At 53.7% G+C, this 13804-nt stretch carries 8 protein-coding genes; 7 read left to right on the top strand and 1 reads right to left on the bottom strand.

Annotated elements, in window-relative coordinates:
• Positions 1 to 28 precede the first annotated feature (28 nt).
• The 6 genes from FYZ48_RS24080 (at position 29) to FYZ48_RS24105 (ending at position 11352) form a co-directional block, all read left to right on the top strand.
• A complete protein-coding gene (locus FYZ48_RS24080) occupies positions 29 to 1366 on the top strand; it encodes an HD domain-containing protein (RefSeq protein ID WP_149345106.1) in 1338 nt (445 codons plus the stop codon).
• A gap of 96 nt (positions 1367 to 1462) precedes the next feature.
• Positions 1463 to 2698, top strand: coding sequence for a formylglycine-generating enzyme family protein (locus FYZ48_RS24085; RefSeq protein ID WP_149345107.1), 1236 nt, complete (start codon positions 1463 to 1465; stop codon positions 2696 to 2698).
• Positions 2699 to 2935: 237 nt separating this feature from the next.
• A complete protein-coding gene (locus FYZ48_RS24090) occupies positions 2936 to 3391 on the top strand; it encodes a MarR family winged helix-turn-helix transcriptional regulator (RefSeq protein WP_145041781.1) in 456 nt (151 codons plus the stop codon).
• 60 nt (positions 3392 to 3451) lie between these two features.
• Positions 3452 to 4750 (top strand): efflux RND transporter periplasmic adaptor subunit, encoded by a 1299-nt coding sequence (locus FYZ48_RS24095; RefSeq protein ID WP_149345108.1) that lies wholly within the window; start codon positions 3452 to 3454, stop codon positions 4748 to 4750.
• Positions 4751 to 4762: 12 nt separating this feature from the next.
• The gene (locus tag FYZ48_RS24100; protein WP_149345109.1) at positions 4763 to 8320 is read left to right on the top strand and encodes an efflux RND transporter permease subunit; all 3558 of its coding nucleotides are present in this window, start codon (positions 4763 to 4765) and stop codon (positions 8318 to 8320) included.
• 116 nt (positions 8321 to 8436) lie between these two features.
• On the top strand, positions 8437 to 11352 hold the full coding sequence (locus tag FYZ48_RS24105; protein ID WP_187782189.1) for an FG-GAP-like repeat-containing protein: 2916 nt from the start codon (positions 8437 to 8439) through the stop codon (positions 11350 to 11352).
• Positions 11353 to 11358: 6 nt separating this feature from the next.
• Here FYZ48_RS24105 and FYZ48_RS24110 read toward each other — a convergent pair whose 3' ends face one another.
• The gene (locus FYZ48_RS24110) at positions 11359 to 12045 is read right to left on the bottom strand and encodes a hypothetical protein (protein WP_145041777.1); all 687 of its coding nucleotides are present in this window, start codon (positions 12043 to 12045) and stop codon (positions 11359 to 11361) included.
• Between the two features lie 621 nt (positions 12046 to 12666).
• On the opposite strand from FYZ48_RS24110, the gene FYZ48_RS24115 reads away from it, so the two are divergent.
• The gene (locus FYZ48_RS24115) at positions 12667 to 13800 is read left to right on the top strand and encodes a DUF481 domain-containing protein (RefSeq protein WP_149345111.1); all 1134 of its coding nucleotides are present in this window, start codon (positions 12667 to 12669) and stop codon (positions 13798 to 13800) included.
• Positions 13801 to 13804 lie beyond the last annotated feature (4 nt).

Here is a 13804-nt window from a genome sequence, read left to right on the forward strand (position 1 = left end):
CGAAATCGTAAAACGGAATTGACGTTTCATGAACCACCCGTATGTCGAGATTCCTGAACTCTCCAACCTGCAGTCAGGCAGTGGCCTGGTCCGGATTCCCTACCAGCAGGACGTGCCTTTTACCGGTCGCGTCCGGGCACTGGTCGATACACCCGAGTTCCGACGGCTGTCGCACATCACCCAACTGGGGTTCACGGCGCTCGTTTATCCCGGAGCAACGCACACGCGTTTTGAACACGCGCTGGGCGTTTATCAGAATGCGCTGCAGTATCTCTGGCAACTGGGACGGGACGAACGTTTCGCGGCGACCGTGGACGTGCATACGGCGGAAGTGCTGATTGCAGCGGCCCTGCTGCACGATCTGGGGCACTGGCCGTTCTGTCATCTGATTGAAGATATGTCACTGGAAGGCATTCCCCGGCACGAGCAGTTTGCCCGGGAGTTTCTCTCGGAAGGACACGAACTGCCAAAGATCCTGCGGGAAGAGTGGGGCATTGAACCTTCCGAAGTGCTGGATATTCTGGTGCCGAGTTCGGATACCCCCCGCATGCGACTGGTGCGTTCGATTCTCTCTGGCCCGATTGACATCGATAAGATGGACTACCTCGATCGTGACAGTCTTCACGCCGGCGTGCCTTACGGTCGTAACTTCGATAAAAAACGACTGATCCAGTCGTTGATGGTTAACGCGGACGGAGATGGACTGGCGATTGGTTCCAAGGGTAAAACCGCAGCCGAGTTGATGGTGTTTGCCCGTTATGTGATGTTCAGCGAAGTCTACTGGCATCACGCGGTTCGTGCGGCGAGTACGATGTTTGCCCGCGCGTTTTATCATCTCTATCCCAGGCTGGATCTCGCTGAATATTTCCAGCTCACCGAGTCCGATTCCATTTCTGTACTCCGCAAGGAAGCACAGGGGACTGACTGCGAACGTCTCGTCGAAGGCATTTTCAGTAACAAACGTGTGCTCTATAAACGGGTGGCAGAATTCAGTTTCTATGAGTCATCTGAAGTCTTTGAACTGATTGCACATCGACCAGTCTCATCGCTGGTCCACTGGAGCGAACAACTGGCAGCGCGGCTCACGCAACGTTTAAAGCAGCAGGTCGATGCGACCGACGTTCTGATCGACGCCCCCCCCACGCATCGGGAAGTGGAATTCAACGTGGAGATCTATTCGCCGCGCGAAGCCCAATATCAGCCGCTGCACGTCGTCTCTCCTGTGGTGGATACGCTGGCACGCAAGCAGTTTGATGATTTCGTCAAACGGGTGCGCGTTTTTGCGCATCCCCGGATTGCGACTGAATGTAAAACGATGAGTGATTTCAAATCGCTGCTGATCGATGCTGTCAGGGAAAACGGCTGAACGGCCTGAAAAGGGCTGTTAATCTGTCTCGTGGTTGTTAGAATCAGGATAGTCTGTCTCTTTTATTTGACTCACTCTGCTTCCCTGGTACTGATCATGCCTCTGTTATCGAAGACCGCTGGATTTCGCTTTTCTGTGTCATGTTGTCTGCTTGCACTGTTGCTGACAAGTTGTGGTGACGGTGGAGGCAAGGTGGGGAGCTTTACAGAAGAGGACAAAGCCAGGTCACCTTCCTCGAATCGTTCCAATATGCGGGCACCGCAATTAAGGCCTCGTAAAGTGGAACCGCAACCGTCCCGCTCAACACAGCCGGCGGAACTGGAGGGAGACCCGGAAGATCATTTTGAGGTAGTCGATTACCTGCATAATTACCGGATTCAGAAGCCCGATCCCAGTCGCGCCCGCGGGGAAGAGTTCGCAGTGGTGCCCCCTGCCGAACCAGGATTGAATGCTTCCACATTTACTGTCATCCAGCCGGAGGCGACGGGGGAGACAACCCAGCCCAGTTCTACATTTAAACTTCCCAAGGGATTCACTGCGTTGCCAGAATATGGCTATTCTGCAGAAGGCTTACCCCGGCGGATTCGGTGTGACCGCGATTATTCCGAGATGGCGCTGGTCCCGGCTGGCGTTTCGATTCAGGGAGTCGAATCCGGCGATCCGAATGCGCAGCCGCAGTTTTCGATTTTTCAGAACGCGTTTTATATCGATCTGCACGAAGTCACGCTCGAACAATATCGCCGCTGGCGTTCAGAAATGATCGCCGCGAAAGGCAAAATTCCCGAACTGGCGGGAAATGATCAGGCGGAAGGGAACATCCCGGCCATGGGCATCGCGTATACCGACGCCATTAATTATGCCCGAACGATGGGCAAGCAGTTGCCCCTGGAAACGCAGTGGGAGAAAGCCGCGCGGGGCGAACTGGGATTTCAGTATCCCTGGGGTGACGGGCGTCCGCTCTGGCACAAGAACCGCCAGCCCGGACAAATAGATCCGGTGAAAAGTTTTCCGGGAGACAAGAGTCCCTACGGAGTTTACGACATGGCCGGAAATGCCCGGGAATGGTGCGATGACTGGTATTCTCCCGATGCCTATAAAGCGGCGCTGGCCCGCTCCGATGCCGGTGTCGTCCGCGACTGGACCGGTCCCAAGCTCCCGGTTGTATCGGGGGAACGTGTGGCCCGCGGTGCGAAAGATTCCTGGAAAGTCTGGAAACGGGCTGGGGAAAACATGCGGACTCCCGGCCCGGACATCGGTTTTCGCTGTGTCTTGAACCTTTCCGCTACAGGCCAGCAGCCTGACAAAAACGCCCGCCCCGCGAACGCGTTTTAATTCTTTTTTGCAGTGTCTCCCGCCTGAAACTGTTCAGGGCATTGATAGATGCCCTTGAGGTCCACTTTGAGCAGCCCACTTTACCTCGCATTTTCCGCTTGATTTCAGCAGCAATCGGTCTAAAGCCCTTGTATCCCGGCGATTCGGTATTGCGACAGGGTATGCCTGAATATTATAACAGGGCTAATAATTAGCCTGGCTAATCAATCAGGGGCGTTCACTCCGAAGGAGGTGCTGATGTTGCAATACGATTTTGAAGAGAGCATCGGTTACTGGATTACGATGACTTCGCATTCCTATCAGGATGCGTTGAATCAGGAATTGATTCCCTACGGAATCACCTTCCGACAGTTTCAGGTGATTGGCTGGCTGGTTTATGCAGGTCCCCTGTCCCAGGTGGAACTCGCTGAGCGAATGATGATCGAACCTCCGACTCTCGTGCGGATTCTGGATCGGATGGAACGCGATCAGTGGATCAAACGCGAAAGTGATCCGGAAGACCGGCGGCGGAAGGTGCTACAGGTTTTGCCCGAAGCGAAACCAATCTGGTCCAAGATGGTTTCCTGTCTGAAGCGGCTCCGAAAGAAAGCAACCAAAGGCATGACTGCCGAGCAGGTGGAGACACTGAAATCCCTGCTGATGCAGGTCCAGGAAAATCTGGGGGTCAAGCTCCCGGAGTTTGAGGCGGTCTGAAACAAAATTCAGGATGAAGCTGACTACTTACGACTACTTGATATGACGTTGAGGAAGTTTATGAGATTTGCAACCGTTTTAGTCGCAGCACTCGCTGTGTTAATCATCAATGCACAGACTGTCTGTGCCCAGCGGGGGCCGGCCCCTGTTGCGGTGGCAGAAGTCGTCCAGAAGGATCTTGCTTCGGGACAGACGTTTGTTGGAACGGTACTCCCCATTAAACGCAGTGTGATTGGTAGTGCTGTCGGCGGTCGTGTGGCTGAGTTCCCTGTGAACGAAGGGGATTTTGTCAAAGCCAAACAACCGCTCGCCCAGCTGTTGACGAATACCATCAAGTTGGAAGTGGCTGCGGAAAAAGCAGAGCTGCAGCTGCGAAAGCACGAACTGGAAGAGATGGAGAACGGTTCGCGTCCGGATGAAATTAAACGGGCTCGCGCACTGATGCAGGCGGCCCGGGCAGAGAGCGAATATCAGACGAAACGCCGTAAACGTCTGGAATCCCTCTATGCCCGCAAAGCCGTTAACGATGATGACATTCAGCAGGTCGTTTCCGAATCCATTCGGGCTGACGAATTATATGAGGAAGCACAGTCTGCCTATCAACTGGCTGTCGAGGGGCCTCGCAAAGAGAAAATTGATCAGGCCCGGGCCCGGGTAGCCATGCAGCAGGCGCTCGTCGACGAACTCGAAAGTAAAGTGGTCAAACACACGATCATTACCCCCTTTGATGGATACGTGGTCGCCGAACATACTGAAGTCGGTCAGTGGGTGAACTCTGGCGAACTTGTGGCTGAAGTCATCGCCCTGGATCAGGTCGATGTGAGTGTGCAGGTGCTGGAAAATCACGTCCCCCACGTGCGGCTGGGAATGGAAGTCCGGGTGGAAGTCCCCGCGATTCCTAACCAGGTCTTTACGGGAAAAGTTGCCTTAATCGTACCGCAGGCTGATGTTCGTGCCCGTACATTTCCCGTCAAAGTCCGTCTGAAAAATACAATCACCAAAGATGGTGGTCCCCTGTTGAAATCAGGCATGCTGGCCCGTGCGGTTCTGCCAACCGGACCTCAGCAGTCAGCGCTGCTGGTTTCCAAGGATGCCCTGGTTCTGGGCGGCCCGACACCAATGGTCTATGTCGTCGATCCTGCTGCAGATAATAAAAAGCAGGGTAAAGCCCGGCCAGTGCCGGTACAGGTTGGGGTGGCGCAAGGCCGCCTGATTCAGGTTAAGGGAGATCTGAAGCCCGGTCAGCAGGTTGTGATCCGTGGTAACGAGCGTCTGCGGCCCGGACAGGACGTGGTGATTTCCGAAGTTCTGTCTCCCGATGCAGAACCCAAGTCCAAAGCCATCGACATTAAGGGTTAACGAGGAACCATCATGAATCTGATTACAGCCATTGTCCATAATCCGGTTAAAGTAACCGTCGGCGTGCTGCTGACGGTCCTCTTCGGTCTGGTCGCTCTGACTCGTATGCCGATGCAGCTGACCCCCGAAGTTCAGCGACCCACCATCACCGTCGAAACACGCTGGCCCGGTGCCAGTCCGCAGGAAGTCGAACGCGAAATTGTGCTGGAACAGGAAGAACAGCTCAAGAGTGTGGAAGGTATCACCAAACTGAGTTCAGAAAGTGCCGACTCCAAGGGAACCATCACGCTGGAATTTCTGGTTGGTACCAACATGGATGAAGCCCTGCTTAAGGTCAACTCGCGCCTGCAGCAGGTTCCCGAATACCCGGAAGACGCCGATCAGCCCATCATCAGTACCGCGAACGCCGCGGACCGTCCGATTGCCTGGTTCATTCTCAGCAGCCGTCTTCCCTCTGAAGAGAAAATTGTTGCGTTTGGAGAGAAGCATCCGGAACTCAAAGACCGTCTGGAAGTGATTCGTAACACACCCAATCCCGGACTGGCGATGTTGCGACTGCGGATGTTGTCTGATGAATATCCTGATGTCCGCGGAGAAATTCTGCCCAAGGAAGATATTGAAGTCACCAAGCTGCGGCGTTTTGCGGAAGATGAAATCGAAGCCCGCTTCGAACGTGTAGCCGGCGTTTCCCAGTCAAACGTGCTGGGCGGTCTGGAAGATGAGCTGCAGGTGGTTGTCGACTCCGAACAACTCGCCGCCCGTCAATTGACAATCGCCGATGTGCGTCGCGTGTTGCGCGGCCAGAATGAAGATACTTCTGCCGGTGATTTCTGGGAAGGTAAACGTCGCTGGGTAGTACGTACTCTGGGGCAGTTCCGCAATATTGAAGAAGTGGAAAATCAGCTGCTGGCGGTTCGCGATGGCGCGCCGGTCTATGTACGGGACGTTGCTGAAGTCCGTCTGGGTTACAAAAAACCGGATGGTCTGGTACGTCGATTCGGCGAATCGAGTATCGCGGTGAACTGTATCCGCGAAACCGGCGCCAACGTGCTGGATATTATGAACGGACTCCGCGAAGCCGCCAAAGAGATTGATGAAACGATTCTCAAATCCCGTGGCTTACAACTGGTGCAGGTTTATGATGAAACCGACTACATCTATTCCTCGGTCGATCTGGTAAAGAACAACATCTTCATCGGCGGTGCTTTGACGATGATCGTTCTAATGTCGTTTCTGCATCTGGGAATTCGCACCTTGATTGTGGTGCCATTTATTATTCTGTCAGCCGTCGCGGCTGCCTATATCTCCCCCTGGTTTTTCGCAGTCTGTCTGGCGCTGATCATTGGCGCTGGCTTCTGGTTTGCCCGCGGGGCCCTGGTGGTGGGGCTGGCAATTCCTACCAGTATTATCGGCACCTTCCTGATTCTGGGACTGATGGGACGTTCGTTGAACGTGATCAGTCTGGCCGGTCTCGCGTTTGCCGTCGGGATGCTCGTGGATAACGCAGTGGTGGTTCTGGAAAACATTTTCCGTAGATACTCATTGGGTGAGTCTCCCTTCCGGGCGGCCATCAAAGGGACCCAGGAAGTCTGGGGGGCGGTGCTGGCTTCCACGCTGACCACGATTGCCGTCTTCCTGCCGGTGGTCTTCATTCAGGAAGAAGCAGGTCAGCTGTTTCAGGATATCGCCCTGGCGATCAGTGCCGCAGTCGGACTCTCGCTGCTGGTCTCGATGACATTGATTTCCACTGCCTCGGCCCGTCTGTTACACAAACGGGAGGGACAGGACATTGAGGATATGCGGGTCGTCGACAATCCCGAACCCGAGCAACCAGTGAGAAAAGGCCGCTTGCAGAGAGTGATTATCACTCCGATCGAATCTGCGGGCGCCCTGTTTGTGAAATCCGTTGTGGGAATGAACAGCTGGATTCAGAAAGGATTGTTGAGACGCCTGGTAGTGACCGGCGTTCTGGTGGGAGCGGCCTTCGGGATCAGCTGGCAGCTCTGGCCTAAAGTCGAGTATCTGCCGACAGGAAACCGTAATCTGATTTTCTGTATTCTGCTTCCTCCTCCCGGCTACAACATGAACCAGTTGATGGAACTGGGGGAAGAGGTCGAATCGGACCTGCGGCCTTACTGGGATATTGTGGATCCCGAAAGCGAAGAGGCCAAAAGCCTGGATTATCCGGTGATCGGCGATTTCTTTTTCGTGGCTCGCGGACGTATGGTCTTTATGGGGATTCGCGCCCATGATTCCCAACGCGTAGGCGAACTGATTCCTCTGGTCCAGCAGGCGGGAGCCAAGCTGGAAGGAACCTTCGCAGTTGCCAAGCAATCGAGTCTGTTCGAACAAGGTTTGACAGGCGGCCGTACTATCGAAGTTGAAATCATCGGGCCCGATCTGCAGAAACTGGTCGGCATGGGGGGGCAGATTCTGGGGAAGGTCAAAGGGATGATTCCCGACGCCCAGGTGCGTCCCGTTCCCAGTCTGGACCTGTCCAGTCCTGAAGTGCACATTCAGCCCAAACTGGTGCAGGCTGCAGAAATGGGAGTAAGCAGTGCCGATTTGGGATATACAGCCAACGCGCTGGTCGATGGCGCTTTTGCCGGTGACTACTACCTGGGAGGCGATAAAATTGACCTCTCCATCGTCGGGGAGTCCCGCCACATTCAGAATACCCAGGACGTGAAAGCCCTTTCGGTCGCGACGCCAATGGGATCTCTGGTTCCACTGGAAGCATTAGCGAATGTAGAAATCACCAGCGGTCCGGAACAGGTGAATCACCGTGAACGACAGCGGGCGATTACCATCGAAGTCTCTCCGCCTGAAGCGATGGCACTGGAAGATGCGATGCAGAAAATCCAGGACGAAATTGTCCAGCCCATGCGTGATGGTGGTCAACTGGATGGTGGATACCGGATTATGCTCTCAGGGACCGCTGATAAGCTCCGCGATACCTGGGCGGCACTGCAGTTCAACGTACTACTGGCCTTGATGATTACTTATCTGTTGATGGCAGCATTGTTCGAATCGTGGCTGTATCCGTTCGTGATTATTTTCAGTGTCCCCCTGGGGGCAGTCGGTGGAATTCTGGGGCTCAGCGTATTGAACCTGTTTATGCTGCAGACCCTGGATGTGCTGACGATGCTCGGCTTCGTGATTCTGATTGGTACCGTGGTGAATAACCCGATTCTGATCATTCACCAGTCATTGAACCATATCAATGAAGATGGGATGACGCCTCGTGAAGCGATTCTGGAAAGTATCCGCACACGTATCCGACCGATTTTCATGACGACGACCACGACTGTACTCGGGCTGCTGCCCCTGGTGCTGTTTCCTGGTGCCGGGAGTGAGCTTTATCGCGGTCTGGGAAGCGTGGTGCTGGGCGGCCTGATTGTTTCAACGCTGTTTACGCTGGTCCTGGTGCCGACGCTGTTCAGTCTGACGATGGATGCCAAGCATTCGGTCATCAATCTGTTCAAGCCCAGTGTCGCTAAACAGTTCAAAACCCAGCCTGCGACCGCTTCTGATGTCGACGCGCAGGAAAAGGAGAATGTCACGGTTTAAACAACGTGCCCATGGTGTCAGGTCAGACTCCCCTTTACAATGGGGGAGCTGACCCTCTTACTGACACTGGCAGCCCACAACCCTCACGGTTGGTGGCACTGAAAAGGCACAATGAGTTGTTGCGACTGACTGTAGTTCTCCTGGTTTTGATCACGATCGGGCTGGCGCTCTGGTTCGCCGGAGTGTTCGAACCTGATCCGTCTGCACAATTGAAACGAGGCGCGCACGCCTTTCGTGAGCAGCAGTATGCTGAAGCGAAACGAGAACTGCTCCCGGTGCTGGAGTCTCCCTCACACGCTGACGACGCGGCAATGCTGCTCGCAGAAATTGCTATTAAAGAGGGCGATTTCCAAGCTGCGATTCAGTATTACGATCGCGTCCCCGATAATCAGAGCCGCGACTGCTTCCAGGCACGCACCCGTTCTGGAGAGTACTATCTGTTTCAGTTAAAGCAGCTGTCACTCGCCCTCAATCAGTTCGAGCGGGCCTACCAGTTTTTTCCCGATGACGGGCTGATTCTCGAACGGCTCTCGTTCATTTACGGCTTGTCAACGCAGACCTGGAAAGCAGTACCAATTCGCATCAAGCTGCTCCAGCAGAAAGAACTGAATCCCGTCGCACTGTATCTGCTGTCGATGAGTGACCGTTCATTAGAGAACCCGCAGCTCTTTGCCGACTACGAACAGGCCGCGCCTCACGATCCTCTCGTGCAACTCATGCTGGCCCGACTCGATGTGGATGAACAGAAATATGCGGCGGCGCAGCAGCGACTACTGAAACTGATTCAGATCCAGCCCGACTTGAGCCAGGCACAGGTGCTGCTCGGTCAGACTCTGCTTAAGTTACAGGTTCCCAATGACTTTCAAAAGTGGCAGTCTGAATTACCAGAACCAGTCCGCGAACACCCGGACATCTGGAGTGTCGAAGGGCAGTGGTACCAGCAGCAGGGAGATCAGCAGGCAGCGATTCGCTGCTTTGTGCAGACACTCAAACGGGATGCAACGAACCCTACCGCCTGTTATCAGCTGGGACAGCTGTTGAAGCAGACCGGAGACCCCCAAGCGGCGGAACAGCTGCTCGAATATTCCCGAAAACTACAGAATTACGAGGGACTGGTCAAAGTCGTTTACGGTGACAAAGAACTGCCCGCCGCTGAGAAAACCGTTCAACTGGCCCGCGAACTGGGGCTGGTCTGGGAAGCTTATGGCTGGAGCCGGGCCGCTTTGCTGCTCGACCCTTATCTCAGCTGGGCGAAACAGACCATAGACGAACTCCAGGGGGAACTCAAAGAACTGCCTCTGGTGAGAACGGACCCCGGACGGAATCCCATTCGTGATCTGTCCCTGCCGGAATCATCAAAAACAACTCCGGACATGGTAACTCAAAATTCCGGAAAGGGAGCTGCTAAAACTGATTCACAGATCGCGTTTACCGATGTTACCACGGACGCGGGGATTGACTTTCAATATTTTAACGGACACCCCTGGCCCGAGACGCAACACAAGATGTACGAGTTCACCGGCGGCGGAGTGGGAGTGCTCGATTTGAATGGGGATGACTGGCCCGATCTGTACCTGACGCAGGGCACGCGGTGGCCCGTTGATGAGCGGGCCACCGAATACCTCGATCGGATCTACCTGAATCAGGGTGATGGCACTTTCCGCGATGTGACAAAACAAACCGGTATCCAGGAAAACGGGTTCAGCCAGGGAGTCACAATCGGCGACCTGAACCAGGATGGTTTTGATGATGTTTATATCGGTAACATTGGTCTGAACCGTCTTTACCTGAATAACGGTGACGGCACGTTCTCCGAAGTGGAAGAGGCTCGCGGTTCCGCGGATGACTGGACTACGAGTTGTCTAATGGCGGATCTGAATGGCGATGCAGCTCCTGAAATCTATGCGGTCAATTATCTCTCGGGCGCGGATGTCTTTGACCGTGTCTGTCAGAATGCGGATGGGAGCAGTCGCTCGTGCATGCCCTTGAATTTCCCTGCTGCCCAGGATCAGCTCTATCTGAATTCAAAAGACGGTACCCTGAAAAAAGTCACCGCGGACTCCGGGATTGAAGTACCCGCCGGGAAAGGTCTGGGTATTGTCGCCGCCGACTTTAACGGTAACGGCTATCCCAGTCTGTTTATTGCCAATGATGCGGTAGCGAACTTCTTCTTCGTCAATCAAGGCACTGAAAAGCTTCACTTTACTGAGCAGGCCCTTTTGTCGGGCCTGGCTCTGAATGCCCAGGGACGTACTGAAGCCTGCATGGGCATTGCCGCCGGGGATGCAGACGCGGATGGTCTGCTGGATCTGTTTATCACCAACTATTATCGAGAGACGAATACGCTCTATCGGCAGATCGGCCCCGATGAATTCGTGGATGAAACCCAGTCCGCAAATCTGGCGGAATCGAGTCTGTACCTGCTCGGGTTCGGCACGCAGTTTCTGGATGCCGACCTGGATGGCCTGCAGGACCTGGTCATCATTAACGGGCATGTCGAAGATCTGCGCAAAACGGAGACACCCTGGCAGATGCGGCCCCAGTTTTTGAAAAATCAGGGGCAGGGGAGATTTGAAGAACTGAAGGCAGACGAACTGGGCGCGTTCTTTCAAAAACCACGACTGGGACGGGGCATGGCGCGGCTGGACTGGAACCGGGATGGTCGCGAGGAAGTTGCTGTGTCCAGTCTCGATCAACCGGTGGTATTACTGGAGAACCGGACAAAGGACACGGGGAATCGACTGGTGGTGCGATTGACGGGAACCGAATCGAATCGGAATGCCATCGCCACAACAGTACGCCTGAAAGCAGGCGGGCAGTCGCTGATGCGTCAGTTGACTGCGGGAGACGGATACCAGGCGAGTAATGAAAGGGTGCTGGTATTTGGTCTGGGACCTGACCAGCAGGTCTCAGAACTGGAGGTCAGCTGGCCATCCGGACTCAAACAGCGCTTTACCGGAATCGCTGCGAATCAGGAACTGCATCTGATTGAAGGACAGGCAGAACCATTTCGGATCCGTAGCTATGAATAGGATCGCTTATTCAAAATCGATGCCGAGACGGTATTTCAACTGATCCAGTTCTTCGATCGCTTCATCACTTGATGAGTGGACGTGTTCTGCTTCGGTGATAAATTTGAGTTCCGGATCGTGGGGAATCCCGTATTCATCCAGAATGCTCTCAAACTGATCAATTCCCTGGCCGTACATGATCAGCAGCTTATGCTCGTCGAATTGTACTTCCAGTGGGATCAATGGATTGAGCACAGCAATGCCGGCACAGCCATCGTTGAGCAGCAGATCTTCGTAATCGTAAAGCGTACTTTTCAGGACGGGCAGATCCATGTGTTCCCGATAGAGGTCCTGATGCTGGTTGTGGCCGCCGTCGTGACTGGTTTCCAGTACGACATCGACTTCATGACCCAGTGGATCGAGCAGATCGATAAACAGGTCGAACAGAACTTCGCGGGAAGCGGAAGCCATCAGAACCGGAATTTTGATTCCGGATTCCTTGTCGGTGTAAACGTCATGTCGGTAACCGGCCTGCGGTACCACTTCCAGGTCGTAGGAAGGACGGATTGCATCAGTCAGCATGAAATCACCGTACTTGGCGATATTTAAATGCGTTTCCAGCTGGTCTTCTGAAAGACTTTCGAAACTGCTGCGCGATTTCCCCGCAGTATTGTCTCGATAGGTCGTCTTCAAAAATCGTTTCAAGAATCCCATGATTAAATCTTCTCCCCCTCACGAGAGGCGATTCTGTGATCGCCGTTGGCTTGAAGTGCCGTTTTATACTCTTTGATATGAATTGATGTTTGCTTTTAACTTGATCCGCTGCTCGCTCTTGCAGGCCCGAAACGAGCGGGAATCAAAAAAACTCTAGCATGCGAAATGAGGGGAGGTCCGAAGTAGTCCTGATCTGATCTGCTTTTTCAGCGAGTCGGAGCCAAAAGAGCGGGCAGCAGGAAATAAGGAAAGAGTTCCAGACAGGGAAAAGATCCGGTTATAGCGATCAGGTAATTTTCAGATCCGTTTTCCGGGATCGAGAATCGCTAAAATCGATCAGACGGGCTCGATCGTCAGGACAGGGGGCGGCTTAAAAAAATTCAGACAAGGTAATCAGGTATTGTTTATATAAATGTCTGTTTTAAAAGGAGTTAGATGCAAAAAAACAACCTGTGATAAATCGGGGATTCGCTCTGGTGATCAAATGAGCGTACTCAGAGATACACGTTGCATTGATTTGCCGTCCTAACTAAAATCCCGCTCCCTTCTTAACTCCTTTCGCGCGAATCTACACCAAACTCCAACTACTTATCACTGAGTAATCCAGCCACGGATGGTCTAATGGGTTGTTTCCACCTCATTACAGGAAGAAAATATCGCTGGTACAGCCTGCGGATAATGATGCTCTGGCTGATGGTCTGTAGCCTGGGTAATGTGCTATCTGCTGCAGAGACGGGACCAGCGGAAACGCTTTATCTTAAAAGTGGGGAGTTCCTGGCGGGAGAAAGCGTCGGTTTTGAGTCGGGCAAGATCCTGTTCCAGCTGACTGATGGAAGTGTCCGTAAAGTTTTGCTGGAAGACGTGGATCGGCTCGAATACGCTGAATTGGCGACCGACCCCGATGCTCCGCCCCCGGGTGAGGAACTGCTGGTCAGTAACGAGAACGTGGAACTTCCCCCGCTGCCGGCCATGATCAATCAGACACCGGTTCCCCAGCCGATTGGCGTTTCACCGGAGTTCGGTGATGTTGAAGATGAAAATACGTCCCCCTGGGATCGGGTGGAAAACTATTATGACACCTGCTGGGAATACGCTGAAATCTGGACCAAGCGGATGGAGATTGGCGGAACTTTTCTGGCTGGAAATACGCAGCGGGATTATGTCACCACCGCACTGCAACTGGAGAAGTCCGATGATGATAACCAGTTTCTGTTTGAGATCGGTGGTCGCTGGGGGCAGTCCAATGGTATTCGCGATGCCAACCGCTGGTACGGTAATGCGACTCTGGACGTGGCGCGCACCACGAAGTGGATTGTCTTCGTAACGAATAAGAACGTTTACGACGAGTTTGAGAATCTGGACTGGCGGGGTACGATTTCCAGTGGTCTTGGTTACCGTTTTGTCAATGAAAAAGATCGCCGATTGATCGTGCGTGTTGGTCCCGGTGGTACGCACGAAATTTATAACGATCCCAGTATGCGACGAACCACGCTCGACGTCTTTGCCGAAATCGAATTCCACTGGCCCTTAGGCGACCATGCGAAACTCGAGCACAAACAGACCTGGACTCCCAGTGTGGACAATATCCAGATTCTCCGTCTGACAAGCGAAACCGGGATCCTGTTCAAACTGGACAACAAAGACCGCTGGAACCTGCGGCTGGGACTGTTACAGGTTTACAACTCTTATCCCAACGCGGGCCGTAAGAAGAACGATTTTACCGGAACGGTCTCCCTGGTTTACACGCGAAAATAAACAG

The organism is Gimesia chilikensis, from assembly GCF_008329715.1.
Classification (GTDB): domain Bacteria; phylum Planctomycetota; class Planctomycetia; order Planctomycetales; family Planctomycetaceae; genus Gimesia; species Gimesia chilikensis.

What these genes read in the sequence shown, in the direction of transcription:
- FYZ48_RS24080 (WP_149345106.1), top strand. Translation starts at nt 29, where the DNA reads ATGAACCACCCGTATGTCGAGATTCCTGAACTCTCCAACCTGCAGTCA.
- FYZ48_RS24085 (WP_149345107.1), top strand. Translation starts at nt 1,463, where the DNA reads ATGCCTCTGTTATCGAAGACCGCTGGATTTCGCTTTTCTGTGTCATGT.
- FYZ48_RS24090 (WP_145041781.1), top strand. Translation starts at nt 2,936, where the DNA reads ATGTTGCAATACGATTTTGAAGAGAGCATCGGTTACTGGATTACGATG.
- FYZ48_RS24095 (WP_149345108.1), top strand. Translation starts at nt 3,452, where the DNA reads ATGAGATTTGCAACCGTTTTAGTCGCAGCACTCGCTGTGTTAATCATC.
- FYZ48_RS24100 (WP_149345109.1), top strand. Translation starts at nt 4,763, where the DNA reads ATGAATCTGATTACAGCCATTGTCCATAATCCGGTTAAAGTAACCGTC.
- FYZ48_RS24110 (WP_145041777.1), bottom strand. Translation starts at nt 12,045, where the DNA reads ATGGGATTCTTGAAACGATTTTTGAAGACGACCTATCGAGACAATACT.
- FYZ48_RS24115 (WP_149345111.1), top strand. Translation starts at nt 12,667, where the DNA reads ATGGGTTGTTTCCACCTCATTACAGGAAGAAAATATCGCTGGTACAGC.